A 24,868-nucleotide genomic window follows, 5' to 3' on the forward strand; every position below is an offset into this window, starting at 1 on the left:
GCGGAGCGGCCCGCAGAGCTGGTGAGGTGCTCAGCCGGTGTCTCGTGAGGTGTCCAGGGACTGGGCGAAGTCGGCGAGCGTGTGGAAGTCGTTCTCGCGTAGGCCGATCCGCGGGTTGACGTGGTGGAGGAGCCCGGGCCCTTGGTGGTGGGCGGTCACGTAGGTCTGGTCCAGCTCGCTCTGTTCATCGTCCACCCAGGCGAAGGGACGGCCGCCTGCGTAGTCCACCAGCGGTCCGGTCTTCCAGTGGACTCCATCAGGGCGTTCTTGGAGTAGGGCGCGGCCGAAGTCCACAAAGGGAAGTGCCGGAAGGCCAAGGACCGGTGCGATCCACCGGTTGGCGTCGTCCATCCATGTGGTGGCCCAGCACAGCTCGAAGCCGAGCCGGAGCAGGATTCGTCCGTGCTCCGGGTTGAGCCAGACCCGCAGGGGGCGTCGTCGGGACGCAAGGCCCCTGCTGTCCTCATGAGCATCGTTCCGGGGAACTCTGAGTGTGGTGTAGCCGTCGGGACGCCTCTCCGGCTTGGCCGCATAAGGGTTGAGCGGCCCGTCCACGTCGAGGAACAGCAGAGGTCTCGTCACGGTTTCCCCCCGGGTCTTGCTCACTGTGGACTGCCCCGAGCACCGTAGCTGTGGGATCGACTCGGCATGAGGCCGGCCTGAGAGATGATCATGATGTGGCGAGTGTGATCACGGCATCGGAGCCGTCCTGGATAACCCCGTTCGCGGGGCTGAGCCCGCGCTGTTTCGGCAAACTGCTGACCACACTGCGACGCGATGGAGCAGATGGGGTCCACCGAGGCCGACCGTGGAATCTGCCGCTGGAGGACCGAGTTCTGCTGGTCATGGCCTACTGGCGCACCAATTTTGCGGCAGCTCGCTCCGCTGTTCGGCGCAAGGACGCCGTGCTCATCGTGGACGGCACCCTGGTTCCCACCCGCGACCACACCATTGCTGAGCGGTCCAAGAACTACCGGTATTCCACCAACCACCAGGTCGTCATCGACGCCGACACCCGCCTCGTCGTCGTGGTCGGCCAGCCGCTCGCCGGGAACCGCAACGATTGCAGGGCATGGGAGGAGTCCGGCGCCAAAGCCGCCGTCGGCAACACCGTCACGATCGCCGACGGCGGCTACCCAGGCACCCGACTCGTCATCCCCCACCGCCGGCAGCCAGGCCAGGCCGAACTCCCGGACTGGAAAGAGGAACACAACAAGTCCCACAAGCAGGTCCGCGCCCGGGTCGAGCACGTCTTCGCCCGCATCAAGACGTGGAAGATCCTCCGCGACTGCCGCCTCAGAGGCGACGGCGTCCACCACGCCATGCTCGGTATCGCCCGGATGCACAACCTCCCCCTCGCCGGATAGGCGAGCCGACTGGAAGGCGGCCACCATGCCCGAGGCGGCTTCAAGATCTTTGCGGGACAGCCCTTAGCCGAGCCGTGCGCCGACTCCGTCGTCGAGTACGAGCCGGCCTCGTAACTCACCTTGCCCGTGGAGACAGGCTTCTCCCTCTCGATGCAGGCGGACTCGTCGCCGGACCCGGGCGGGCGCGGCGGAATCGTCGCCCGACCCGTGCGGGCGGCCGCAGATCAAAAGCAGGCATGAAAGAAATCGAATAGCAGCACCTCAGCGAGTCAGGCTTGGTGGTGTTCGACATCACCGCGGCCGACGAGGAAACCGCCCTGCAAGTGATGGCCGGTCTGGAGAGGCAGTGGGCCACCTCCGGAACGGCCACGCTCCGGCGTACGCCAGGCATCCCCGGGGTCCAGGCCCGGGTGTATGCCGACACCCGGCGCTCCGGGACCGAGTAGTAAGGGGCCGGACTGGTCGCAGGCATCCTGCGGTATCCCACCCGTTCGGGTGGGGTGCTGGTGGTTGTTTCCGGCGCGTAACCGGGCATCCCAGGAGAAGGCCCTCACCAGCAGGCGCGGGCCTTCCACGTCCGAACCCTGGATGTCTGGCCTATCCACTTTCAAGAATTACAGGAACGATTCCAGGGTCTTCGCCGCGAAGCTAACGCTTGACGGCCTACGGCTTGAGAATCGCTATGACAAATCCGCTGAGAGCTCCAGCTCCTCCGAAAACGAGGGCCGTCTGCCAGAGCGCTCCGTCGAACAGGCCGAGCAGTGCGGCAAGCATTCCCATAGCGCTTGCTATCGCGGCCGTTCCAAGGACGAGCGGAACGGATTTTCGCCATCCACCACTATCCATGCTTCTCCTGCTCCGAGTTACCGGAATACGGCAGATCCGAGCGGTCCGACCAGACCGGCGAGCGCACCTCCCAGAGCCCTGTTTTCGCGCTCGGCCGGGGTGCCGCCGGCGATAGCTGCTCCTACACCACCTGCGCCAGCCCCCCACAAGGCGGCAGTCACTGCACCCGCAGCTATGCAACCGACGCCAGCGGTGCCTGCACACGCAACCGCAACCGTCGCTACGGCTACGCCCCCTGCGAGCGTGCCAGCCACTATTCCGACGCTGTCGGCAAAGCTGAGGAGCCCGGACGGGTCGATGGTGTTGACGGGGTCGCCTGCGGCGTAGAGGTAGGGGTTCTTTTCCTGGCCGGAGGGGTCGGGGGTGGTGAAGCGGCCGATGTTGGGGTCGTAGTAGCGGGCCGCGAAGTGGTAGAGGCCGGTGGGGTCCTGGTAGCCGCCGGCGAAGCGGTAGGGCTGGAGGACCTGTTCGGTGGTGGTGGCGCGTTGGACGCCGCGGGGGCTATACCCGTAGGTGTTGACCTTCGTGCCCGCCTCGTCGGCCAGGGCCACGACGCTGCCGAGTGCGTCGGTCAAGTAGTAGGGGTTGTTGCCCCCGCGGGTCATGGAGTTCAGCCTGCCCCTCGGTATACCGCTGAGTCGGCATGAATTACCTTTTACGCCACAAGGGCCCGTCCGGAAGGGAGGGCCCTTGTGGCAGGATACAGCCACTGGACTATCTGCGAAATGAGACCTGTAGCCTCACTTTTTCAGCATTGACCGAGCCTTGTAGAAGGCTAGGCCGATGGCAATTGCCCCGCCGACGATCATTGCTGCGGTACGAAATCCAGGGTGAGCGTCACCCGCGATGACGCTCACAACTACCGAGGCGACGAGAAGAAGAACCGCCAAGGGGACGTAGAAGGGCTGGGCGCCTTGCTCGGTCATATCGTCTTCCCTTCATCCGTCAGCAATTCTCTGAGAATCCGCATCCAACCGCCACAGCCAGTCCCGTCTGAGCCCCAACAAGTCCCACGGCAGTAAGGACTGTCAGAGACGCGCCACCTGTAGGGACAGCAGCCGCCAAACCGACGACGGCGATCGTGGTAGTGATGGTGTCCATGACCGACCACAGTCCGGTGGGGTCGATGGTGTTGACGGGGTCGCCTGCGGCGTAGAGGTAGGGGTTCTTTTCGAGGCCGGAGGGGTCGGGGGTGGTGAAGCGGCCGATGTTGGGGTCGTAGTAGCGGGCGGCGAAGTGATAGAGCCCGGTGGTGTCCTGGTAGCCGCCGGCGAAGCGGTACGGCTGCGGTATCTGCTCGCTCGTGCCCGCACGCTGGACGCCGCGCGGGCTGTAGGCGTACGTGTTGACCTTCGTGCCCGCTTCGTCGGCCAGGGCGACGACACTGCCGAGTGCGTCGGTCAGGTAGTAGTGGTTCTTGCCCCCGCGGGTCATGGAGTTCAGCGTGCCCCCGGGTTCGCGGTTGAATCCGGTGTCCACTCCGGCCGTCGATGTGGCGGAGAGGCCGAGGGGTCCGTTGTGGAAGAAGGTGTCGCCGAGCTTGATGCGCTCGGACTGGTCGGTCGAGCCGTACTGGCCCGCATAGGTCTTACCGCCGGTGGTGATCGACGTCATCTGCGAGTAGTCCGACCACGTGACCCCAGTGCGGGTGGACTCGGGGGTGGAAGCGCCGGCCGTTTCGTTGCCGATCTGGTCGTAGGACCAGTTGGTGGTGGAGCCGTTCTTCGCGGTGATCTGCTGGGCGTCGTTGATCGTGTAGGTGGTGCCGCGCGGGCAGCCCTTGTCCACGCCCTGCGAGGTGAGGTTCCCGGCGAGGTCGTAGCAGTACTGCCAGGAGGAGTTGAGCGTTGCGCCCTTGTTCTCCGCCGCGTAGGAGAAGCGGCCGGCGCTGTCGTACTCGTAGCTCGTCTTCGTCCCGGCGACCGCGTCTGTGGTGGTGCGGATCTTGGTCCCGTCGGTCGCCCCGCCGCTTCCGTAGCCGTAGGTGTAGGCGAGGTCGACCAGGGTGCCCTTGGGGCTGGTGGCCTTGATCTTCTCCGGGCGGCCGGACTTGTCCGGCGTGACTGTCTGCACGGTGTTGCCGGGGTAGGTGGTCGTGGTGCGGACGTCGTTCTTGTTGTACGCGTACTTCGTGACCTCGCCCGTCGGGTCCTTCAGCTCGGTGAGCTTGTTGACCTTGTTCCAGGTGTAGCCGGTCAGGCCGGCGGGGTCCTGGTAGGTGTCGACGTTGCCCGCGGGGGTGTAGGCCAGGACGGTCTGCGAGCCGTTCTGGAGGGTGCGGACCGTCTCCCGGGAGAGCGGGTCGAAGGCGTACTTGATCACACCCGTGCCGTCGGAGCGGAGGGTGAGGTTGCCGTCAGCGTCGTACTCGTAGCTGACCGTCTGGTAGTTGGAGGAGTCGACCTTCTTGACCCGGTCGCGATGGTCGTAGGTGTAGAGGGTGGTGATGCCGCGGGCGTCCCTGGCCGAGGAGATCCGGCCGAGGTCGTCGTAGGTGTAGGTGGTGGTGCCCAGCGGTGCCGGGGCCTTGACCGTCTTGAGGTTGCCCTTGGCGTCGTAGGTGAAGGTGGTGGCGACCGACTTGGACGCGGTCATCTTCGTGGTGACCTTGCAGACCTGGCCTTCGAACCCGCCGCAGGTCGGGGTGGCGGGGTTGTACTCGAAGGACTGGTTGCCGCCGCCCGTGCCCTGGACCGCGACGGACCTGGTGTTGCCGGCCGTGTCATAGGTGTAGTCGGTCTTCTCGCCGTCCGCCGTCGTCGACCGGCCGGGCAGGTCGGTGCCCGCGATCGTCTGGTAGCCCGTCACACTCGCCGTCGCGCCGGTGGGGAGGGTGGAGCCGGTGGGGTTGTTGCGGGCGTCCCACCCGTACGTGGTGACGTTGCCGCCCACGCCGCCGGTGCCCATGGCGTCGGTGGCCTCTTGCACGTTGTTGTTCGCGTCGTACTTCCTGGAACGCGACCGCTCCAGAGCATCGGTGACCTTCGTGACACGGCCGTCCGCGTCGTGCTCGTACGTCGTCGCGTGGTTCTCGGGGTCGGTGACCGTGGTGGTGCCGGCGTCGTCGAACGAGGCGGCGGAGTACGCGTAGGTCCAGGTCGGGCCCGTGTGCCCGGAGCCGTTCAGTTCGGTGGCGCGGAGCATCGAGGTGACGCGGTTCTCACCGTCGTAGGTGAAGACCGTCACCCGCCCCTCCGGGGTGGTGATCTTCGTCAGACGGTCCGAGGAGTCGTAGCCGAACACCGTGGCCTTGCCCTCGGTGTCCGTCGTCTTCACCAGACGGTCGTCCCCGTCGAGGTCGAAGACGGCGGTGCGGCCCGTGTGGTCCTTGGCCTGCCACTGGTTCGGATACGTCTTGACCAGGTCCACCCAACGCCCGGAACGGGTTTCGGTGAGCTTGAAGCCCTTGTGCTCATCGCCCTCGTCGTGCTGCGTGACGGTGATGGCCCCCTTGTTGCGGTCGGTGACCTTCGTCAGCGTGCCGTGCTGGTCGTAGGTGTCCTTGGAGCCGGACCTGCGGTCGGTCAGCGTGTGGGTGCCGTCCGCGTTCTTCCTCAGGTCCTTGGAGTAGCCCTTCGGCGTGCTGAAGCTTCCGTCGGCGTTCTTCGTGAAGGACGCCGCGTCCCCGGTGGCGCCGAAGAGCACCACTTCGTTCGCGTAGAGCGAGAGGTAGCGCTCGTACTCCTGCCACCACCGCTGCGACACCTTGCCCCACGGGGCGTCCAACGAGTTGTAGGTACGGGCCAGCCGCAGCTTCTGCCCTACGCCGGCGACGTCGAAGTCGGTCGCGGCGAGCATGAGGTTGCCGTTGGACAGGTCGATCCTCGCCACCAGCGAGTCCGTGACCCGGACATCGGAGAACTGGTGCCAGGGCACCGCCCCCTGACCCCGCGGCACCCAACTGCGCACGGCCGCCGAACGAGCCGCCGACGACGAGGTGCTCTCGCCGGTCTTGGCCCGCTCCTTCTGCGCGGCCCGCCAGGCGGCCTCTGCCGCCGACGGAACGGGCTCCTCGACGTTGGCCGGCGGCCTGTTGGCTCCGACTTTGACCGGCGGTACGGATTCCGGATCGACCTTCTTGCCCCAGACAGACACCGCAGTCGGAGCTGAGGCCGGGTCCTCACCCGGCGCGGCCAGCGCCGGCAGCGCGGAAGCACCCAAAGCGGCCACCACCAAGGCCGCCGTCAAAGCACCTCTGCGAGATGTACGGGCACGCCGAAACGGCGTGCCGGAAGCACGCGAAACCATGCGATCCCCCCACGGGATGTGTAGGCACGGTGGCCTCCCCGGGCCACCGGAAGCCCACACGCTGCCACGCTCCCTTCACGCGACACGAACACGTTCCCGAGCACAAACACGTAAACGTGCCAGATCAAGCCGACTTGATTGCCCCTGTTCCTCCTGGAGTGTCATCCACCATTCCCTCTCTTGCCCTATGGCAACAGTTTCTGCATCAAAGAAACCGGGCCGAAACCCGACCAGCGAAACACCCCCTGCGCTGACGGAATCTGCTCCGCGAGCTGCCTGCAGGGTGAGCTCTTCCCGGTCACCCATTGCTGGGGTTGGGGTGAAGATACGGGTCGCCCCGCCCCGTGAGAATCAGAAGTAAGACCACGACGTCCAATTCCACCGGGTGCACCTTGCGGACATGGGCCAGGTCCGGACGCGGAAGGTCTGCGAGCTCGACGGCCAGGTCGTCTCCCAGGAGGAGATCGGCAAGGGGTACGAGATCGCGAAGGACCAGACGGCCCCGGTGACGGACGAGGAGCTCGAGCAGATGCCGCTGCCGACGGCGAAAGCGATCGAGATCGCCGCGTTCGTCGACGCCGACACGATCGACCCGGTCCGCATCAGCGACTCCTACTACCTGGCCGCCGACGGACAGGTAGCCGCCAAGCCCTACACCCTGCTCCGGGCTGACGGTGACGTAGCCGGCCGGGCGGTCGGCGGACCCTTCGTCAGGATGCGGCCCGTAAAGAGCTTCAGGTCCACGGAGGCCTCTGGCCGCAGAGGTGCAGCGGCGGCGATGTCGCGCGCGGCGCCCCGGGTGCCCGGGGGCCTACACGGGGACTTGCCTTCAGGTAGCGCTTGCCCATCCCAAGATCGAGTGAAGTTACTCATCGGTCACCCGGTCTGTCCAGAGTCCGAATCTGTGATCCAGCGCCCTTCGGCGGAGTCGTGCACATACGCGGGCCTCCCTTTGGCCCCGCTCGTGCGGAACGGCTTCCCGCCGTCCGTGATCCGCACCGTCCCCGTACGGCCCCCGGCACTCCACTCCAGCTCCAGGTACCAGCGGCAGTCGCAGGCCGCCGTCCGCGCGAAGACCAGCAGTTCCTCGGGGTCGGATGAGGTGACTTTGTACGGGAAGGAGACGGCCGGAATCTTCCTGACCTCGGCGCCGGAGGCGTCAAGGCCGTCGACGGGCCTCGCGAGCGGGCGCGGCCGGTCGAGGTCCACGGCGAAGTGGCGCGGGGTCACGGCGCCGCCACAGCCGTCGTCCATCCGGTACGCGTTCCACAGCAGCGGCGCGGCGCGGTCGACCACGCGGACATGCAGGGCATGAAGGACGACAGCGTCGGACTGCGACCGGCCCTGGACCGTGATCCGCACCAGCGCCTCCCCGCCGTGCACGGCACCGTGCGTCCCGGCCCACGCCCCGGCGTCGGCCGCAACCGGCGGCGCGGCAACCGCGCGGGGGGCGAGGTAGGTGTGCCCGCAGCCGCCCTCCCAGAGCTGGGAACCGATGCTCCAGGTGAAGGGGAGAGAGGCTGCCGTCCGCTCCGGAGGGGGCGAAGCGGGAGCGGGGGCGGAAGCCCTACGGGTGGGGTGGCCGAGCAGGGCGGCGAGGGCGAGCACGACGAGGGCGACGGCGGCGGTGACGAGGAGGGGAGCGGGGGCGCCTCGACGGGGGCGGGCGCGGGGCGCCTCCGGCGCAGACAGGTCCGGGGCGGACGGGTCCGGGGCCTGGTTCCGGCGGGACGGTTCCGGGTTCGATTCCTGCGCGGCCGACATGGCCGGCACAGGCGGGGGCGCGGGCGAGGCCGCCCGGCGGCGGGCGCGCTCCGCCTCCGTCCAGGCCGCCTGCAGAGCCCGCCGTTCCTCCTCGTTGGCCCCGCACAGCCGGGCGAGGCGGTCGATCACGGCGAACTCCTCCGGGACGGTCGCGCCCGAGCAGTAGCGGTGGAGGGTGGACGCGCTGACGCTCAGCCGCCGGCCCAGCGCCTCGTAACTCCTCCCGTCCCGCGCCTTCAGCGTGCGCACGAGCCCCGCGAACTCATCGACGGCGGCGTCCTTCGGCATTCCATCCCCCTCGACCTTGTGTCCCATCCTTCACGTCCTTGCACGTCAGAGGGGGTGGAATGGTTCCTGGAATGGCTGCGGGACGGCTGGTGGGCCCGTGATCGTTGCAGTCGGCGGGCGCCGGCCCCACGCTGGTTGAGCACTGACCGAACGAACGACCCAACGGGGGATCCACCGCCATGAACAAGCTCCGCACCGCACTCGCCGCCGCAGCCGCTGCCGCTCTGGGCCTCGCGGCCCTCGCCACAACCCAGGCGCAGGCCGCTCCCCAGCCCGCCTTCCTCGCCGCCTCCCAGATGCCGCCTTCGTCGACGCCGTGGAACGCCACCCAGGTCTTCACCGGCATCCCGGAGAACGGCGGCGTCCTCTGCGCCCCGTACAAGATCCCGGCGCAGAACACCCGCTACCGCGAGTTCAACACCGAGCTCGACACCAACGGCGTCCAGGTCACCACCGTCGCCCGTACCGAGACCGACGCCGTGAAGCTGGTCGACACCCTCCGCAAGTCCCTCGCCGGCTGCGGCCCCCTGCTGGAGCAGCAGAACCCGGGCCTGCAGGCCGTCAGCGCCTCCCACGGCAAGCTCGCCGTCGAGGAGGGCGCCTGGGTCTACAGCCTGGACACCGCCGACCCGCAGATCGGCATCTCCGACATCCACCTGTTCTCCGTCGGCCGCGACGGCCGCACCGTCACTCTCGTCCGCTGGGGCCAGATGGGCGATCTCGAGGACGCCCCGCTGGCCGCCTTCCGCACCACGACGAAGACCGCCGTCAACAAGCTTCACTGACCCGGGGGCTGACCACAGCTCGAGAGCGGCGCGTCCGGGTTCCGGTCGCGCCGCTCTCGTGCCCACCTGCTCCGCCGGCGGAGCAGAGGCGCCGGACTGCTGCCGGGATTCCGCACAGCCGATGTGCGGACACCGTGCGACGAACGAACGCCGACAGGCTCAGTCGGCACCCGGGCCCCACGCCGTACCGGTGACCAAGCGTCCGGCGACCGCGTCGGGGCCGTCGCTGATCTGAAGCGTGACCGGACTATCGGGCGTACAGGAAAGACGCCACAGGTCCCGTCGGCCCCCTGCCGGCATGCCGGGGTCCCCGCGACCGCGACGCCGCAGGGTGCGCCCGCCGAATCCCCGCGCACTACGCCGCAGTGCGACTGCTGCTCCCTCATGGCTGCAGCCCCACGTGGTCGCCGCGTACGCCTTCCTCGCCGCACGAACGAACTTGCCGACCAAAGACCCCTCTCACAGCGCCGACCAGGCTGCCGAGCATGGGCCGAAGGGGTCACCGGCGGACTGGAAACCGGCCGCGCCGAGAACCCGATCCTGCGCGCGTTGCTGCACACCGTCGCCGCCAGGAACTTCCCCACCACTGGGTTTGCACCTACCTACAAGGCGCCATCGAGGAGCTGGACTTCACCTGCTTCGCCACCGAGGCGGACTTCCAACGCTACGTCGACAACGTTGCTCAACCGCACTGGTGCTGGTCGAGGACCTGCAACTTCAAGGTGGCGGCGACACGGCCTTCCGCCCAGCAGCCGACACCTCGCCGAAGCGCTCCAACGCCTCGACCACCTCACCGACCTCGCCGATGACCTGGTACAAGGACGCCTGTACCTGCCACAGCACGACCTCGACCACTGCGATGCCTTTCGCGTCGCACTCCAACAAGGCGACGACATACCGGCGACCCGCGCCTTGATCACCCTCACCTGCCAAAAGACCAGGAAGGCGCTGACTGCGGCACATGCCCTGCTTGACGCCACCGCACCCCGCTTCCAGCCGCTACGGCGCGCCCTCCAGCTCGTCCGGGACGTCAACGACACGCCGACCGGCGAGGCCCGCAACGGCTTTGTACCGGAGAGGCTGTCCAGGTCCGCCGCCTGCCCCCCGTCGTGCGGCCCCGGCTGGCTCGTGCCGGCCGCCCGCGCCTTGCCCCGAGCGCCGTCCGACGGCACGGGCGCGGACGCCGTACCGCAAAGAGTTCCGCCCTCGCTTCCCTCCCGCCGGGCTGCGGGGCGACTGTCACCGCCCCGTAGCCGTCAGCCCGCCGCGCCGTCGAACAGCCGGCTGTAACGCAGTCGCAGGGCCCGTTCCGTGCTGGCCGTCAAGGTGACCAGGGTCAGCACAGCGTTGCCCCAGAACGACAGGCGGACCGGCGAGGTGAAGGCACCAACGCGCTCGGCCACCGGAGGCACCTCAGTGAGCCGTTCGGCGAGCTGCGCGGCCAGGAGGACCAAGGCGACGACGAGCACGGTCAGCGAGACAATGCCGATCACACGGCTCAGCGTCGGATGCGCCTGGTCCAGGCGGGCGCGACGGCCCTCTGCGGAGGCGCTGTCCGGGACGAGCAGGTGTTCGGCGGTGCCCTGGGCGGTGACGTAGTGGCAGCGCCGTAGCCCGAAGCTGCTCAGTCGTACCTCGACGGTGCCGCCGGGAACTGGGAAGGCGGCTGGGAGCTTCGACCGGGCGTGGTGCCTGCCGTCGAGGTACAGGTCGGCCCCGGCCTCGCCGGACGTCTGGTCCTGGCCGCGCTTGACGTCCACGGCATAGACCGCCGGCCCGTCGTCGCCGTCGGGCAGCCGAAGGTAGAACAGGGAGCGGTAGGGCAGTTGCCACCAGCGGAACCGCTTGAGCGGCCGTCCGTCCCCCGAGGTGATCCGCCGGGCGGCCCGGCGGCTTCGCATCTCCTCGAACATGTCTTTCGCCTCCGTCACTCGCCTCGTGCGTACTCGCTTACTCGCTCATCCGGTCTCTTCGGCCGCGCAGGCGAGGTCCCGCTCGGGACGTTCCCCGGTGGTCAGGAACGTCGTCGCCGCGTCGTTGGCGCACGTGTTGCCGCCGTACGGGTAGACACCGTGGCCCCCCTGGTCGATCGTCACCATCGTGGCCCGCCGGCCGAAGGCTCGCCGAAGCTCCCGGGCGCCGGCCAGCGGCGTGCCCGGGTCGCGCTCGTTCTGCACCATGAGCACGTTCGACGGGCCGTGGCCGGCGATGCGCACCGGTGGTTCGATCCGCTCCCGCGGCCAGAACGCGCAGGGGTTGATGCTCGCCGTGGAGCCGCCCAGCATCGGGTACTTGAGCCTGTCGACGGCGGCATTGCGCTGGTACTCCCGGACCGTCTCCGGCCAGCGCGAGTCACCGCAGACCACGGCGAAACGCGAGGCCAGGAGGTTCTCCGTGGCCTCGGTCAGCTGCGGGAGCGGCAGTTCGCCACCCGTGTCGGCCGCCTGCCAGAACTCCGCGAGTGCGGGCATGGAGCCGTCGGCGTACAGCTGCTCGAAGGTGTACCCGCGGAACGCGGTCCCGTCGACATCCTGGACCGGTTTCGCGTCCAGCCGTTCCACGAGTTCGTAGAACTTGGCGGTGACCTGCTCGGGCGTGGTGCCAAGGCCGTACCCGTGGTGCTTGGCCGCGAAGGCCGCGAAGTCGGGGAAGCGGTCCTCCATCCCCCGGGCGAGCAACCGCATGGCCGTGACGTCGTAGCCGCCGGGGCCCATGTTGCTGTCGAGGACGATCCGGTCGCCGCGCCGCGGGAACAGCGTCGTGTAGACCGCGCCGAGGTAACTGCCGTAGGAGGCACCGAGGTACGACAGCTTCGGCTCACCTAGGGCCGTCCGGAGGCGGTCCATGTCCCGCGCGGTGTTGGCGGTGGTGGTGTGCGGCAGCATCCACGCCGTCCGTGAGCTCACGCACTGTTCGGCGATCTTCCGTGCGTACCCGGCCTCCCGCGTGACGTCGGCCGCGGTGTGCGCGTACGGCGGGAAGTTGCCGCGCCATTGCTGTTCCTCCGTCAGGTCGCAGGTCACCGGCGTACTGCGGCCGACACCGCGCGGGTCGAAGCCGATGATGTCGTAGGAGTCGAGCACTTCCTGCGGCAGCCCCGAGGCGGCGAGGACGGCTGGGTACGTCAGGCCCGAACCGCCCGGGCCGCCCGGGTTGGTCAGCAGGACGCCGCGCCGCTTCGACGGCTTCTCGCTCGCCAGCCGGGAGACGGCGACCTCGATCTGCCGGCCGTCGGGATCCCGGTAATTCAGCGGTACGCCGAGCGTCGCGCACTCCAGACGGGGCGCGGGTGCACCCTCGGGGCACGGGCCCCACTGCAGGGTGCTCGGTGCCGCTGCCGTGGTCGCCGACGACGCCGTGGCCGGCAGCGCCGTCACCGCCACCGCCGCGGTGGTGAGGGCGAGGGACAGAATTCTGCGCATGAGGTGTCCTCCTGTGGGCTCCTGCGAGGGTTTGACCGGCACCTGAACGACTCTGTTCGTCAGGCGCGGCAGACACATCGGCCTGTAGGGCCGACCCGGCTCCGACCACAGGAGAGGCACCGGTTGGACCTGGGTATAAGGCGCCTCCGTCCCCGGTCTGATCCGCCAGTCGCATCAGGTGGCCACAATGGACTGGTGAACACGGATTTCATGCCGCGGCTCGGGGTGTGGCAGCAGACCTGGCGGCTGACGGTGGCCGTGGTCGTGAGCCTGCCGATCTGGCTCTCGACCCTCGCGCTGATGCGGAGCCAGGACGGCGCTCCGGGCTCCTGGACCCTCATAGGCGATCCGTCGGTGGCCCTGGGCTGCCTGGCGGTGCTCCTGTGGCGGCGGCGGTGGCCCCTCGCGGTCGCCCTGACGGTCGCGGTCGCCTCCACCGTGTCGGCGCTCGCCACCGGCGCCGCGCTGCTGGCGCTGGGCTCGGTCGCCACGCGCCGCAGGCCGGTGGAGATGGGGGCCGTGGCCCTGGCCTACGTGACCGCGACACAGCTCGCCGCCGAGGTGTATCCGGTGCAGGATCCGGTCGGCGCGTGGTGGTGGGTCCAGTTGGCGATGCCGGCGCTGACCGCCGGGATTGCGGTGGCCGTCGGCATGGCGGTCGGGGCGCGGCGCGTCGAGGTGCGGTCCCTGCGGGAGCGGGCGGAGAGCGCGGAACGGGAGCAGAGCGCGCGGGCGGCGCAGGCACGGGCCCTGGAGCGCAACCGGATCGCCCGCGAGATGCACGACGTCCTCGCGCACCGCATCTCCCTGGTCGCCATGCAGGCCGGAGTGCTCGACCACCGCGGTGACCTCTCGGCCGAGGAGAGTCGCGTCTTGGTTCGCGGTATCGCCGAGGGATCCCACCAGGCGCTGGAAGAGCTACGGGAGGTCCTCGGCGTGCTCCGCGCCGAGCCCGGCCACCCGGAGCCGCCGCAGCCGTCCCTCGACCGGGTACCCGACCTGGTGGCGGACGCCCGCGCCTCGGGGCTCGACGTCCAGCTCACCGACGCCGTCACCGGCAACCCGCCCGACAGCGTCGGACGGACCTGCTACCGGATCGTCCAGGAAGCCCTGACCAACGCGGCCAAGCACGCACCCGGCGCAGTCGTAGAGGTGACCCTCGACGGCGCGGCGGGCGGCACCCTGGACGTCGGCGTCCGCAACGGACCGGCCCTCCTTCTGCTCACCGCACCGCCACCGGCCTCCGGCTTCGGCCTGCTGGGGCTCGGTGAACGGATCACCCTCGCCGACGGCGGGCTCGACCACCGTCCCACGCCCGAGGGCGGGTACGTTCTCACCGCACGGCTGCCCTGGCCTGACGACCCCGGTCACAACCACAGCCACCTTCACAGCCACACCCACAGCAACGAAGGGAGCACATGAGTGGAAAGCCGACACGATTCCTCACGGCCCGTACGCGTCGTCGTCGTCGACGACGAACAACTGGTACGCATGGCACTGCGGCTCATCATCGACGGCGAACCGGACCTGACCGTCGTGGGGGAGGCGGGCGACGGGAACGCCGCGCTGGCCGTCGTGGACGAGCAGCGGCCCGACGTGGTGCTGATGGACGTACGGATGCCGGGCCGGGACGGTCTGGTCACGACCCGGGAGCTGCTCATCCGGCCAGCGCCGCCCCGGGTGCTGATGCTTACCACCTTCGACTCCGACGACCTGGTGCTCGGGGCGCTGCGCGCCGGGGCCCTCGGCTTCGTCCTCAAGGACACCCCGCCCGCCCGCATCCTCGACGCGGTGCGGAGCGTCGCGGAAGGCAATCCGGTGCTGTCCCCTGTGGCCACGGCCCGGGTGATCGCCGCGGCCACCGGCCCGGACTCCTCTCGCGCCCGAGACCGTTCCCGCGAGACCGCGCGGCAACGCCTGTCCGTGCTGACCGAACGGGAACACGAGACCGCCCGGGCCATCGCGGACGGACTGGGCAACCCGCAGATCGCCGAGCGGCTGCGCATCACCGTCGCGACGGTCAAGGCCCACACCGGCAGCCTGTTCGCCAAGCTGGCGGTCGAGAACCGGGTACAGGTCGCGCTCCTGGTCCGCGACGCAGAGGATTGAGAGGCCGTCATGTCCGTTTCTGGTAGCGGCCTCGTCCGGGCCGGCCGAGGCCGAGCTGGCGGCTGAGCTGACAGGAGCCCCGGCCCGGGAGCGCCTCGCCGGACCGATGGGGGCGCGCGGGAGTTGCGGAGATTGCTGAGAACTGTGAAACCCTCGTTCATAGGCGCCGTACTGATGTCCGGCGGGGCCGTCGCCACTGCGGCGGGAGCGGCCATGTATGTCCTTCCGGGCCCCGGCCTCCCTGTTGTCGTCGGAGGGCCGGCAGCACTCGGCTTGGGAGCTGCCGTCCGCGCCGCCAGCGGACCTGAGGGCCGGATTGCTCGTCGGCCCGGGTGAGCTTCCCGACCTCCGGCATCGCCAACAGACCGCGGCCGCTCACCCGGCTCACCATCCAGGTGACCACCGGTAAAGGGCAGACGGCCGGTCGCCGGAGGAACACCGCTCGGCCGGAGACGTTCCCGCCCAGCAGCGGCGCCCTTGGGGCCTTCCGCAGCGCACGAGGGCCCCGAGCCGGGGAGGGGGAGGCGGCTCGGGGCCGGTTGCTGGAGCATGCGGCTCCAGCGGGTGGCGACGTGCGGCAGGCTCGCCATCCTGTGCTCACGGAAGGGAGCGCTGCCGCGTCATCGCGTGGCAGGTGCGGAACGTGGTGGTCAGGCCTTGGGCATCAGGACGGTGTCGACGATGTAGACGGTGGCGTTGGCGGTGGGGACGTTGCCGCAGACGACCTTGGAGTTGTCGTTGACGGTGTAGTCCTCGCCGGAGCCCTTGGTGGCCAGGGTGGACTTCTGGAGGGTTTCGAAGGTGCCGCTCTCAAGGGCTTGCGGGGTGAGCTTCTCGCCGACGACGTGGTAGGTCAGGATGTTGGTGAGCATTTCCTTGTCGGCCAGGACCTTGTCCAGGTCGGCCTTCGGGATCTTGGCGAACGCGTCGTTCGTCGGCGCGAACACGGTGATGTTCTGCGCGTTGTTGAGGGTGTCGACCAGACCGGCCTTCTTCACGGCGGTGACCAGGGTGGACAGGGCGGGGTTGTTGGAGGCGGCGGTGGCGACCGGGTCCTGGGCCATCCCGTCGAAGGATCCCGCCCCGTCCTGCGGAACCGACGCGCACGCCGGGCCGAACGGCCCGTCCATGGCAGTGCTCTCCTCCTCCGCCGGGCTCGACTGCTCCTCGGCGGGAGCGGAGCTGCTGGCGTTGTCGGCGGCCGCGTCGGAGGAGCTGTCGTCTCCGCCGCAGGCGGCCAGGGTGAGGGGCAGGGTGACGGCCGCAGTGACGGCGATGGCGGCACGGCGGTAGCGGAAGGCGTTCACGGGAAGTCTCCTGTGCGTTCGAATGGTCACTCTCAGTGCCGCCTGAGGGCTGCAAGGGCTCGGTCCCGGCACGGAGAGGTTCACGCCGGCAAGCGCTGTGAGAAGCGGGGAAAGCTGATCAGCGAGGTTGTCTCCGAAGCGCGGCGGGAACAGCGCTGGGTCCGTGTCGGGCCACACGCATCTCGTTGATCGTCATGCCTGCTATTCGAAGCAACCAGCTCTTCGGATTGGTGTGTTGCTGAAAAAGATGTGACCGCTGTTCCGCTGCTGCCCCGGGTGGCGGGCTTGGCCCGTCCGGTGGGTTTCTCGGCCTCCGACCAATCCGGGGTGCGCCCGCTGGCGAATGCACGGTGTGCGGCGCTTTGGAGGAGGTGCCGTGCATGCTGCGGCAAGCCATGGGGAATGGGGAGCCGCACCGTTCCCCGCGGACCGAGGTCCGTGAGGAACGGCTGCCGCGGGACGTTACTCTCCTGGGCGCCCCGCGGCAGCATTCCCCGCAGTGAGCGATCACGCTGACAGGCTTATCTCCCTCCCCAGCGGGGGGCGCCCTGGAGCACCGCTGGCCTTTCTGCCCGGCTGTAGGTCCTCCCTTCCTAACGAGTTCGTGCACGGTAGGGGGTGAGACGTCGAGCTCCTGATCCTTGATCATGGTCCTGTGATGGGGGACTCAACGCGTGCGGTGATCATCAGCAATCGGCGGATCACGGGCCTGGCTGTGGGAGTGATTGCTGAACTCGTCGAGGAGATCGGCCCGTTGTGGCAAGAGCGTCACCAGGCCCGGCTCACCTCCCGGCCACGGAAGCGGGCCGTGGGCGCCGGCGCAAAGCACCGGCTGGTGTTTGTCGATCGGCTGCTGGCCACGCTCGTCCGTCTTCGTCACGGGGTCACCCACGACGTGCTGGCCTGCTGGTTCGGCGTGGACCGCTCCACCATCACCCGGGCCGTCGGCGAGGTGCGGCCCCTGCTCGCCGAGCGAGGCTGCACCGTCAGCCCCGACGTGCGGCTGCGAACTCTGGCCGACGTCGTCAACCACCTCGGCGCGAGCGGGACGACCGGCATCATCGACGGCACCGAGATCCGGGTCCGTCGGCCCGCCGCCGGACGTAAGGACCGCGACAAGTTCATCTCCGGCAAGAACAAGCAGAACGCCGTCAAGTCCATGGTGGTCACGGACGCCGAAGGCCACGTGCTGTGGTGCAGCCCAGCACGACCCGCAAGCTGCGCGGACATCACTCACGCCCGCCAATTAGGGCTGGTCAAGCTCTTGGCCGACGGGCCCGCGGTCGAGATTCTCGCCGATGCCGGCTACCAGGGCCTTGGCGCGCAGACCGGCGGCCGGGTGGTGACACCACCACACCGCAAGTTCAAGAAGAACGCCCCGGACTGGTACGAGGAGATGTACGAACGCTAGCGCAAGGCACACTCCTCAAGGCGGATCCGGGTCGAGCACGGCATCGCCCATCTGAAGAACTGGCGTGCCCTGGCCCGCCACCTCGGCCGCCCTGAGCACATGAGCGACACCGTACAAGCCGTCGCCGGCCTGCTGTCCCACCAGCAGACCGCGGACCTGAAGCCGACACGGCAAACGTGAACACCGAGCCCCGCCGACAGCCTCGACGTCTCACCGCCTGCGTGCACGAGCTCGTTAGGCGGTGTACGGCGATTCCGCGTGCCCCGGAAGGCCCCCGCGGCGGGGACCGGCCGTCGTCAGACCGTCCAGGACGGTTCCAGCTGGACGACGTCCCCCGCCAGCGCGGCCACGTCCGTGTCGGTCTGCGCGCGGGCCGCCAGGCGCCGGGCGCCCTCGGCGCGGTACTTGCCGCGCTCGGCGCTCGACTTCCACATGGAGAGCACCAGGAACTCGTTGCCGGGCGCCTCTCCGAAGACCCCGCGCACCATCCCGGGGGAACCGGCCATCGCCGGGTTCCACACCTGCTTCTGCATCAGCACGAAGTGCTCGGCCCGGTCCTCGTGAACGCTGCTGTGGGCGACCCGGACGACGTCCGCCTCCGTGAACTCGGGCTCGAAGCCGGTCTTCACGTCGAACCGGCGCTCGAAGAGCATGACCTGCATATCGCGGAAGGTGCCCGCCTGGCCGGTCGCCGGGTGGTCCTGTGCGCGGGCCATGAAGGAGTCGTAGAAGACGCGGTTCTCCCAGAACGCGAAGACATGGGCGACTTCGGGGCGCGTTCGGCTCCACCCGCCGCTCTGCCCCTTGAACCCCGGCTCGCCGCGCAGCCCCGCCCACTTCCGCTGTCCCTGTTCGAACCCCTGACGGTCCACCACGGAACAGCGAATCCACTTCACCAGCACCGCGCCATCGTACGGCGCCGAACGTGGCCCGGATCACGGCCGTCCGCCGAACTGCGGGCGCACCGGGCCCGTCCGGCACAGCGGTCGCATGCAGCACTTCCCCTCACATGGCCCGAATCCGCCGTCCGGAAGAGGGGCAGTTGGCTGGGCGGCCCGTTCCGTACATGATCGGGGAATCGGGTGAGGAGAACGGTCCGCGGACCGTCGGCCAGGAGGGGAAGTCCGGTGAGCACTCCGAACAAAGACATCGGGAAAGTCGAAGTACGGATCAAATGGGATCCCAGCCCGCACGGTGAACCCGACATCGACCTCGACATCATCGCGGCGACCTACCGGGCGGAGGAGCCGTACGGCAGCCCCGCGTACCTGGTCCACTTCGACAGCCGCTCGCCGGACGGGACCATCACCCTGAACCGGGACAGCAGGACGGGCCAGGGGTTCGGCTTCGACGAGGTCATGACGATCGAGCTGGACCGGCTGGCGGACCGGTACGGCCGGGTGGTGGTCGGGGTGGCGATCCAGCAGCGCGGGGGCCGGAAGACCTTCGGTGAGGTCGGCTCCACCGTCGTACAGATCCGGGAGGGGTACACCAACCTGGTCGAGGACGACTTCGCGGGTGTCGGCCCGTCGACGGCGGCGGTCGTCGGGGAGTTCTCCCGTACGGGGTCGGGCCCGTGGGTCTTCCGTGCGGACGTACGCGGCTTCGACGCGGACCCCGACGCGTTCGCCGCCGTGATGGGGAACCGCGTCTCCGGAGCCTGAGCGGCAACAGCCAGTTCCGGCCAACCGCGCGTGGGTCCCCCGCCGGGCGGCGCCCCACGCCGCCCGGCCCCGGGCACTGCCACGGCCGCATTCCCCTGGCAGCGCCCGGGGCCCGTACGCGAAGCTGCCCGCATGACCGATCGCGAGGCCGCAGTCCGGGCCGTCGAGGAGCAGTTGGAGCGCGAGTACCGGGAGTGGCGGGCAGCGGGCGTGGACGCGGTCCGTACGACGGTGGTCGATGTCGAGCCCCACGAGCTGGTGTGGATCGTCTCCTACCAGTCCGAGGAGTACGTGCGCACCGGGGACACCGCGTTCCTGCTGGTCGGCGGCGGCCCGTACCTGGTCGACCGCGTCGACGGAGGGCTGCACCGGATCGGCGCCGTCTCCGCGGTGACCGGGGCGTGGGAGGACGACTACCGGAGCCGGATACGGGGGCTGCCGGTCCGCACCGCCGTGGACGAGCTGCACGACGCGCTGCGGGCGGTCGCCGCCGCCCGCGGCCGGCTCCACGCCGTGCGGGCCCTGCGCCGGAAGCTGCCGGTGCTGTCGCCCGCCGAGGGCCTCGCGTACGTGAGCGGGCTGACGGCCGGTGCGGTCCCGCCGCATCTGCTGGAGGTGGCCACCGGGGAGCTGGTGGAGCCGTTCGATCCGGTGTACGCCGTGGAGACCGTATGGCCCGGGCGACCCCGGTGACGACGGCGGGAAGCGCCCCCGGTGACGACGAAGGGAGGGGCACCGGCCGTGTGGCCGGTGCCCCTCCCATCGTCACTGCTCAGGCTCAGCTGCAGCCGCTGGTCGAGCCGCAGCCCTCGCAGATGTAGCAGGAGCCGGCGCGCTGCATCTTCGTGCCGCAGGAGAAGCAGAGCGGGGCGTCCGCGCTGATGCCGAGCTGCATCTCGACCAGTTCGGCCGAGGTGTGGGCCGCCGCCGGGGCCTGCCTCTCGGCGGACTCACGGGGAGCCGCCACCGCCTTCAGGGGCTCGGACTGGACCGGGGCGGACTGGGCGAGGCTCTCGGAGTCCACGCCGTCCGCCTCGAAGGACGGCTCGTACGAACCGGTGTCCAGGTGGCGCTGGCGCTCCTCGGCGGAGTGGATGCCGAGGGCGGAGCGGGTCTCGAAGGGCAGGAAGTCCAGCGCCAGGCGGCGGAAGATGTAGTCGACGATCGACTGCGCCATCCGCACGTCCGGGTCGTCCGTCATACCGGCCGGCTCGAAGCGCATGTTGGTGAACTTCGAGACGTAGGTCTCCAGCGGGACGCCGTACTGCAAGCCGACCGAGACGGCGATGGAGAAGGCGTCCATCATGCCCGCGAGGGTCGAGCCCTGCTTGGACATCTTGAGGAAGACCTCACCGAGACCGTCGTCCGGGTAGGAGTTGGCGGTCATGTACCCCTCGGCGCCGCCCACCGTGAAGGAGGTGGTGATGCCGGGGCGGCCCTTGGGGAGGCGCTTGCGGACCGGACGGTACTCGACGACCTTCTCGACCGCCGTACGGATGGTCTCCTCGGCCTTGGCCGCGACCTCCTCCTTCTCCTTGTCCTTGGTCTTGGCGGAGAGGGGCTGGCCGACCTTGCAGTTGTCGCGGTAGATCGCGAGCGCCTTGACGCCCATCTTCCACGCCTCGAAGTAGACCTCTTCGACGTCCTCGACGGTGGCGCTCTCCGGGAGGTTGACCGTCTTGGAGAGGGCGCCGGAGATCCACGGCTGGATCGCCGCCATCATCCGGACGTGGCCCATCGCGGAGATGGAGCGCTCGCCCATCGCGCAGTCGAAGACCTCGTAGTGCTCGGTCTTCAGGCCCGGGGCGTCGATCACGTTGCCGTTCTCGGCGATGTGGGCGACGATCGCCTCGATCTGCTCCGGCTGGTAGCCGAGGCGGCGCAGCGCCTGCGGCACCGTGCCGTTGACGATCTGCATCGAGCCGCCGCCGACCAGCTTCTTGAACTTGACCAGGGCGAGGTCGGGCTCCAGGCCGGTGGTGTCGCAGGACATCGCGAGACCGATGGTGCCGGTGGGAGCGATGACCGAGGCCTGCGCGTTACGGAAACCGTTCTTCGCGCCGAGCCGGATCACGTCCTGCCAGGCCTCCGTGGCGGCGGCCCAGACCGGGGAGTCCAGGTCGTCGACGTGGATCGCCTTGGTGTTGGCGTCGGCGTGCTGCTTCATGACGCGCTGGTGCGGCTCGGCGTTGCGGGCGTAGCCGTCGTACGGGCCGACGACCGCGGCCAGTTCGGCGGAGCGCTTGTAGGAGGTGCCGGTCATCAGCGAGGTGATGGCCCCGGCGAGCGCGCGGCCGCCGTCGCTGTCGTACGCGTGGCCGGTCGCCATCAGGAGGGCGCCGAGGTTGGCGTAGCCGATGCCGAGCTGGCGGAAGGCGCGGGTGTTCTCACCGATCTTCTGCGTCGGGAAGTCCGCGAAGCAGATCGAGATGTCCATCGCGGTGATGACCAGCTCGACGACCTTGGCGAAGCGCTCGGACTCGAAGGACTGGTTGCCCAGGCCGTCGTCCTTGAGGAACTTCATCAGGTTGAGCGAGGCGAGGTTGCACGAGGTGTTGTCCAGGTGCATGTACTCGCTGCACGGGTTCGAGCCGTTGATCCGGCCGGACTCCGGGCAGGTGTGCCAGGCGTTGATGGTGTCGTCGTACTGGATGCCGGGGTCGGCGCAGGCCCAGGCGGCCTCGGCCATCTTGCGGAAGAGGGCCTTGGCCTCGACCTCCTCGATGACGTCGCCGGTCATCCGGGAGCGCAGCCCGAACGTGGAGCCGGACTCGACGGCCTTCATGAACTCGTCGTTGACACGGACCGAGTTGTTGGCGTTCTGGTACTGGACGGACGTGATGTCGTCGCCGCCCAGGTCCATGTCGAAGCCCGCGTCACGCAGGGCGCGGATCTTCTCCTCCTCCTTCACCTTGGTCTCGATGAAGGCCTCGATGTCGGGGTGGTCGACGTCCAGGATGACCATCTTGGCCGCGCGGCGGGTGGCGCCACCGGACTTGATGGTTCCGGCGGAGGCGTCGGCACCGCGCATGAAGGAGACCGGGCCGGAGGCGTTGCCGCCGGAGGAGAGCAGTTCCTTGGAGGAGCGGATACGGGAGAGGTTCAGGCCGGCGCCGGAGCCGCCCTTGAAGATCATGCCCTCTTCCTTGTACCAGTCGAGGATCGACTCCATGGAGTCGTCGACGGCCAGGATGAAGCAGGCGGAGACCTGCTGGGGCTGGGGCGTGCCGACGTTGAACCAGACCGGGGAGTTGAAGCTGAAGATCTGGTGCAGGAGGGCGTAGGCCAGCTCGTGCTCGAAGATCTCGGCGTCCGCGGGAGAGGCGAAGTAGCCGTTGTCCTCGCCGGCCTTGCGGTACGTCTTCACGATCCGGTCGATCAGCTGCTTGAGGCCGGTCTCGCGCTGCGGAGTGCCGACGGCACCGCGGAAGTACTTGCTGGTGACGATGTTGACCGCGTTCACCGACCAGAAGTCGGGGAACTCGACGCCACGCTGCTCGAAGTTGATCGAGCCGTCGCGCCAGTTGGTCATGACGACGTCACGGGGCTCCCACGCCACCTCGTCGTACGGATGCACGCCGGGGGTGGTGTGGATGCGCTCGATACGCAGACCCTTGCTCGCCTTGGCGCCCTTGGTGCGGGAACCTCGCGGGCCGCTCGCCGTCTCTGTCATGCCGCCTCCCATATGTGGGCAAAAACGCCCTGAAGTGCCCAGTTCTTCCCAGGCACAATGTGTGTCCGTTGCCCCGGGGCCGCGCTCGGCCACGGGAACAGGTCCTGCAATCGCCCGGTCACCGGTCGTCGGAGCCTGCTCCGGACCGTGACGGGCGCGTACCGCTCAGTCGGCGGCGATGGCGGGGGCGGGGACCTCGAGGGTCTCGCCGCTCCCGGGGTCCTCCGCGGTGGACCGCTGCGCGCGCAGTTCCACGATGGCGGCCTCGAAGTCTTCCAGGGAGTCGAACGCCCGGTAGACGGACGCGAAGCGCAGGTACGCGACGAGGTCGAGTTCCTGCAGGGGGCCGAGTATGGCCAGACCCACGTCGTGGGTGGTCAGCTCGGCGCTGCCGGTGGCGCGCACCGCCTCCTCGACCTGCTGGCCGAGCTTGGCGAGGGCGTCCTCCGTGACGGGCCGGCCCTGGCATGCCTTGCGGACGCCGGAGATGACCTTGGTACGGCTGAAGGGTTCGGTCACGCCGCTGCGTTTGACGACCATCAGCGAGCAGGTCTCCACCGTGGTGAAACGGCGGGAGCAGTCGGGGCACTGCCGGCGACGGCGGATCGACGTGCCGTCGTCGGTGGTGCGACTGTCGACGACCCGGCTGTCGGGGTGCCTGCAGAAGGGGCAGTGCATGGCTCCCAACCCTCCTTCACAGCACGACTGAATAGCCTCGTCCGGCCGACCCTCGCGGGCCCCTCGGAGGCAGTCCCCAGCATAGGCGATGGCCTGGGCCGCTTGAACCCGGGACCACTACTTCTGGGCGGCCAGGACGATCCAACCACTAGATCTAGGGTTCGGCGGGGTATTCGGCCCTACCGCGTGTCGCACCCCGGCTGCGGCGCCGGGGGGAGCGCGGGCCAGGGAAGAGGGTACGGGAATCGCGCACTCCGCGATCCGCCGGGGGCGCCGGGGCAGGGACCCGGATGAAAGACTGGACGGGGAGGCCCCCGGGGAGCCCTCGGAACCCCGGGTCCACGCCGTACGCGCCTTCCGCCCGATGCTCATACACCTGCGGGCAGCATCCCGGCAGCCCTTTATTCGTTTTTCACTCGAACGTGTGTTTGGCGCAACCTTTCGAAAGCTACTACCGTTGTCCAGCCAGGGAGACCATTCGAGAGGGGCCGCCGACGTGACCACGACCGCAGACAGTGCCACCATCACCGCCCGGGACCACCGCTCCCAGAGCCGACTTGAGCCGGTGCATGCCATGAATGACTCACTGACGAACACGGACGGGCCCGAGCCCGGTCGCCCCGGCCGCGCCTTGCCCGGCAGGCCTCCAGGGATCAGGGCGGACAGCTCGGGGCTCACGGACCGGCAGCGGCGGGTCATCGAGGTCATCCGCGACTCGGTGCAGCGCCGGGGGTACCCGCCGTCCATGCGGGAGATCGGTCAGGCGGTGGGCCTGTCCAGCACGTCGTCCGTCGCCCATCAGCTGATGGCCCTGGAGCGCAAGGGCTTCCTCCGGCGCGACCCGCACCGGCCCCGCGCCTACGAGGTGCGCGGCTCGGACCAGCCCAGCACCCAGCCGACCGACACGACCGGGAAGCCCGCCGCCTCCTACGTCCCTCTGGTGGGCCGGATCGCCGCCGGTGGGCCGATCCTCGCCGAGGAGTCGGTCGAGGACGTCTTCCCGCTGCCGCGCCAGCTCGTCGGTGACGGTGAGCTGTTCGTGCTGAAGGTCGTCGGTGACTCGATGATCGAAGCGGCGATCTGCGACGGCGACTGGGTCACTGTGCGCCGCCAGCCCGTCGCGGAGAACGGGGACATCGTCGCCGCGATGCTGGACGGCGAGGCGACGGTCAAGCGCTTCCGCCGCGAGGACGGGCACGTCTGGCTGCTGCCGCACAACGCCGCCTACCAGCCGATCCCCGGTGACGAGGCGACGATCCTCGGCAAGGTGGTGGCGGTGCTGCGGCGGGTGTGAAGCCCGCCGGTT

General features: G+C 69.2%; 19 protein-coding genes and 3 pseudogenes. 11 read left to right on the forward strand and 11 right to left on the reverse strand.

Features of this window, described 5'->3' with window-relative positions; genetic code table 11:
- Nucleotides 1-30: 30 nt before the first annotated feature.
- Nucleotides 31-582: a hypothetical protein gene (locus DJ476_RS06955; RefSeq protein WP_112492458.1), complete on the reverse strand. Its 552-nt coding sequence runs from the start codon at nt 580-582 to the stop codon at nt 31-33.
- A 95-nt stretch (nt 583-677) separates the two neighbouring features.
- Between DJ476_RS06955 and DJ476_RS06960 the strand changes: the two are divergent.
- Nucleotides 678-1,367, forward strand: a pseudogene (locus DJ476_RS06960) (transposase).
- A gap of 269 nt (nt 1,368-1,636) precedes the next feature.
- A pseudogene (locus tag DJ476_RS06965) lies at nt 1,637-1,813 on the forward strand (DUF6207 family protein); the annotation flags it as partial.
- Nucleotides 1,814-2,230: 417 nt separating this feature from the next.
- On the opposite strand, the gene DJ476_RS35430 reads toward DJ476_RS06965, so the two are convergent.
- The 3 genes from DJ476_RS35430 to DJ476_RS06980 all read right to left on the reverse strand — a co-directional run bounded on the left by DJ476_RS35430 (nt 2,231) and on the right by DJ476_RS06980 (nt 6,383).
- On the reverse strand, nt 2,231-2,818 hold the full coding sequence (locus tag DJ476_RS35430; protein ID WP_404827472.1) for an RHS repeat-associated core domain-containing protein: 588 nt from the start codon (nt 2,816-2,818) through the stop codon (nt 2,231-2,233).
- 135 nt (nt 2,819-2,953) lie between these two features.
- Nucleotides 2,954-3,139 carry a hypothetical protein gene (locus DJ476_RS06975; protein ID WP_070199626.1) on the reverse strand — a complete coding sequence of 62 codons (186 nt, stop codon included), beginning with the start codon at nt 3,137-3,139 and terminating at the stop codon, nt 2,954-2,956.
- Between the two features lie 19 nt (nt 3,140-3,158).
- Entirely contained in the window at nt 3,159-6,383 is a 3,225-nt protein-coding gene (locus DJ476_RS06980) for an RHS repeat-associated core domain-containing protein (protein WP_404827586.1), read from the reverse strand.
- A gap of 439 nt (nt 6,384-6,822) precedes the next feature.
- On the opposite strand from DJ476_RS06980, the pseudogene DJ476_RS06985 reads away from it, so the two are divergent.
- A pseudogene (locus tag DJ476_RS06985) lies at nt 6,823-7,128 on the forward strand (Ku protein); the annotation flags it as partial.
- A gap of 209 nt (nt 7,129-7,337) precedes the next feature.
- On the opposite strand, the gene DJ476_RS06990 reads toward DJ476_RS06985, so the two are convergent.
- Entirely contained in the window at nt 7,338-8,540 is a 1,203-nt protein-coding gene (locus DJ476_RS06990; protein WP_456339956.1) for a helix-turn-helix domain-containing protein, read from the reverse strand.
- 152 nt (nt 8,541-8,692) lie between these two features.
- Here DJ476_RS06990 and DJ476_RS06995 point away from each other — a divergent pair, with 152 nt between their 5' ends.
- Nucleotides 8,693-9,298 carry a hypothetical protein gene (locus DJ476_RS06995; RefSeq protein WP_112490116.1) on the forward strand — a complete coding sequence of 202 codons (606 nt, stop codon included), beginning with the start codon at nt 8,693-8,695 and terminating at the stop codon, nt 9,296-9,298.
- Between the two features lie 384 nt (nt 9,299-9,682).
- Nucleotides 9,683-10,588: a squalene/phytoene synthase family protein gene (locus DJ476_RS36015; RefSeq protein WP_112490117.1), complete on the forward strand. Its 906-nt coding sequence runs from the start codon at nt 9,683-9,685 to the stop codon at nt 10,586-10,588.
- Here DJ476_RS36015 and DJ476_RS07010 read toward each other — a convergent pair.
- The gene (locus DJ476_RS07010; RefSeq protein WP_112490118.1) at nt 10,555-11,211 is read right to left on the reverse strand and encodes a hypothetical protein; all 657 of its coding nucleotides are present in this window, start codon (nt 11,209-11,211) and stop codon (nt 10,555-10,557) included. The genes DJ476_RS36015 and DJ476_RS07010 overlap by 34 nt on opposite strands.
- 45 nt (nt 11,212-11,256) lie before the next feature.
- Entirely contained in the window at nt 11,257-12,720 is a 1,464-nt protein-coding gene (locus tag DJ476_RS07015; protein WP_112490119.1) for an alpha/beta hydrolase, read from the reverse strand.
- Nucleotides 12,721-12,930: 210 nt separating this feature from the next.
- Here DJ476_RS07015 and DJ476_RS07020 point away from each other — a divergent pair, with 210 nt between their 5' ends.
- Nucleotides 12,931-14,142, forward strand: a complete 1,212-nt coding sequence (locus DJ476_RS07020) for a sensor histidine kinase (RefSeq protein WP_162638859.1) — start codon at nt 12,931-12,933, stop codon at nt 14,140-14,142.
- A complete protein-coding gene (locus tag DJ476_RS07025) occupies nt 14,143-14,829 on the forward strand; it encodes a response regulator (protein ID WP_112490120.1) in 687 nt (228 codons plus the stop codon).
- 650 nt (nt 14,830-15,479) lie between these two features.
- Here the strand turns inward: DJ476_RS07025 and DJ476_RS07035 are convergent.
- Nucleotides 15,480-16,136, reverse strand: coding sequence for a fasciclin domain-containing protein (locus DJ476_RS07035; RefSeq protein WP_070199620.1), 657 nt, complete (start codon nt 16,134-16,136; stop codon nt 15,480-15,482).
- A gap of 679 nt (nt 16,137-16,815) precedes the next feature.
- Here DJ476_RS07035 and DJ476_RS35095 point away from each other — a divergent pair.
- Nucleotides 16,816-17,547 (forward strand): transposase family protein, encoded by a 732-nt coding sequence (locus DJ476_RS35095; RefSeq protein ID WP_318294432.1) that lies wholly within the window; start codon nt 16,816-16,818, stop codon nt 17,545-17,547.
- Between the two features lie 296 nt (nt 17,548-17,843).
- Here the strand turns inward: DJ476_RS35095 and DJ476_RS07050 are convergent, their stop codons facing one another.
- Nucleotides 17,844-18,449 (reverse strand): YdbC family protein, encoded by a 606-nt coding sequence (locus DJ476_RS07050; protein WP_112490122.1) that lies wholly within the window; start codon nt 18,447-18,449, stop codon nt 17,844-17,846.
- 225 nt (nt 18,450-18,674) lie between these two features.
- Here DJ476_RS07050 and DJ476_RS07055 point away from each other — a divergent pair, with 225 nt between their 5' ends.
- Both DJ476_RS07055 and DJ476_RS07060 read left to right on the forward strand, forming a co-directional pair.
- A complete protein-coding gene (locus tag DJ476_RS07055; protein ID WP_070199617.1) occupies nt 18,675-19,211 on the forward strand; it encodes a TerD family protein in 537 nt (178 codons plus the stop codon).
- Nucleotides 19,212-19,343: 132 nt separating this feature from the next.
- Nucleotides 19,344-19,904, forward strand: a complete 561-nt coding sequence (locus DJ476_RS07060; protein WP_112490123.1) for a YrhB domain-containing protein — start codon at nt 19,344-19,346, stop codon at nt 19,902-19,904.
- A gap of 85 nt (nt 19,905-19,989) precedes the next feature.
- Here DJ476_RS07060 and DJ476_RS07065 read toward each other — a convergent pair whose 3' ends face one another.
- A complete protein-coding gene (locus DJ476_RS07065) occupies nt 19,990-22,884 on the reverse strand; it encodes a vitamin B12-dependent ribonucleotide reductase (RefSeq protein ID WP_103420330.1) in 2,895 nt (964 codons plus the stop codon).
- Between the two features lie 165 nt (nt 22,885-23,049).
- Complete coding sequence (gene nrdR, locus DJ476_RS07070) at nt 23,050-23,562, reverse strand: transcriptional regulator NrdR (protein WP_018488320.1); 513 nt, start codon at nt 23,560-23,562, stop codon at nt 23,050-23,052.
- Nucleotides 23,563-24,058: 496 nt separating this feature from the next.
- Here nrdR and lexA point away from each other — a divergent pair, with 496 nt between their 5' ends.
- Nucleotides 24,059-24,856, forward strand: coding sequence for a transcriptional repressor LexA (gene lexA, locus DJ476_RS07075; protein WP_019762227.1), 798 nt, complete (start codon nt 24,059-24,061; stop codon nt 24,854-24,856).
- The last annotated feature ends 12 nt before the right edge of the window (nt 24,857-24,868 follow it).

Source organism: Streptomyces bacillaris (genome assembly GCF_003268675.1).
GTDB classification, from domain to species: Bacteria; Actinomycetota; Actinomycetes; order Streptomycetales; family Streptomycetaceae; genus Streptomyces; species Streptomyces bacillaris.

What these genes read in the sequence shown, in the direction of transcription:
- DJ476_RS06995 (WP_112490116.1), top strand. Translation starts at nt 8,693, where the DNA reads ATGAACAAGCTCCGCACCGCACTCGCCGCCGCAGCCGCTGCCGCTCTG.
- DJ476_RS07060 (WP_112490123.1), top strand. Translation starts at nt 19,344, where the DNA reads ATGACCGATCGCGAGGCCGCAGTCCGGGCCGTCGAGGAGCAGTTGGAG.
- DJ476_RS06990 (WP_456339956.1), bottom strand. Translation starts at nt 8,540, where the DNA reads ATGGGACACAAGGTCGAGGGGGATGGAATGCCGAAGGACGCCGCCGTC.
- nrdR (WP_018488320.1), bottom strand. Translation starts at nt 23,562, where the DNA reads ATGCACTGCCCCTTCTGCAGGCACCCCGACAGCCGGGTCGTCGACAGT.
- DJ476_RS35430 (WP_404827472.1), bottom strand. Translation starts at nt 2,818, where the DNA reads ATGACCCGCGGGGGCAACAACCCCTACTACTTGACCGACGCACTCGGC.
- DJ476_RS06975 (WP_070199626.1), bottom strand. Translation starts at nt 3,139, where the DNA reads ATGACCGAGCAAGGCGCCCAGCCCTTCTACGTCCCCTTGGCGGTTCTT.
- DJ476_RS07015 (WP_112490119.1), bottom strand. Translation starts at nt 12,720, where the DNA reads ATGCGCAGAATTCTGTCCCTCGCCCTCACCACCGCGGCGGTGGCGGTG.
- DJ476_RS07065 (WP_103420330.1), bottom strand. Translation starts at nt 22,884, where the DNA reads ATGACAGAGACGGCGAGCGGCCCGCGAGGTTCCCGCACCAAGGGCGCC.
- DJ476_RS36015 (WP_112490117.1), top strand. Translation starts at nt 9,683, where the DNA reads ATGGCTGCAGCCCCACGTGGTCGCCGCGTACGCCTTCCTCGCCGCACG.
- DJ476_RS07020 (WP_162638859.1), top strand. Translation starts at nt 12,931, where the DNA reads ATGCCGCGGCTCGGGGTGTGGCAGCAGACCTGGCGGCTGACGGTGGCC.
- DJ476_RS07010 (WP_112490118.1), bottom strand. Translation starts at nt 11,211, where the DNA reads ATGTTCGAGGAGATGCGAAGCCGCCGGGCCGCCCGGCGGATCACCTCG.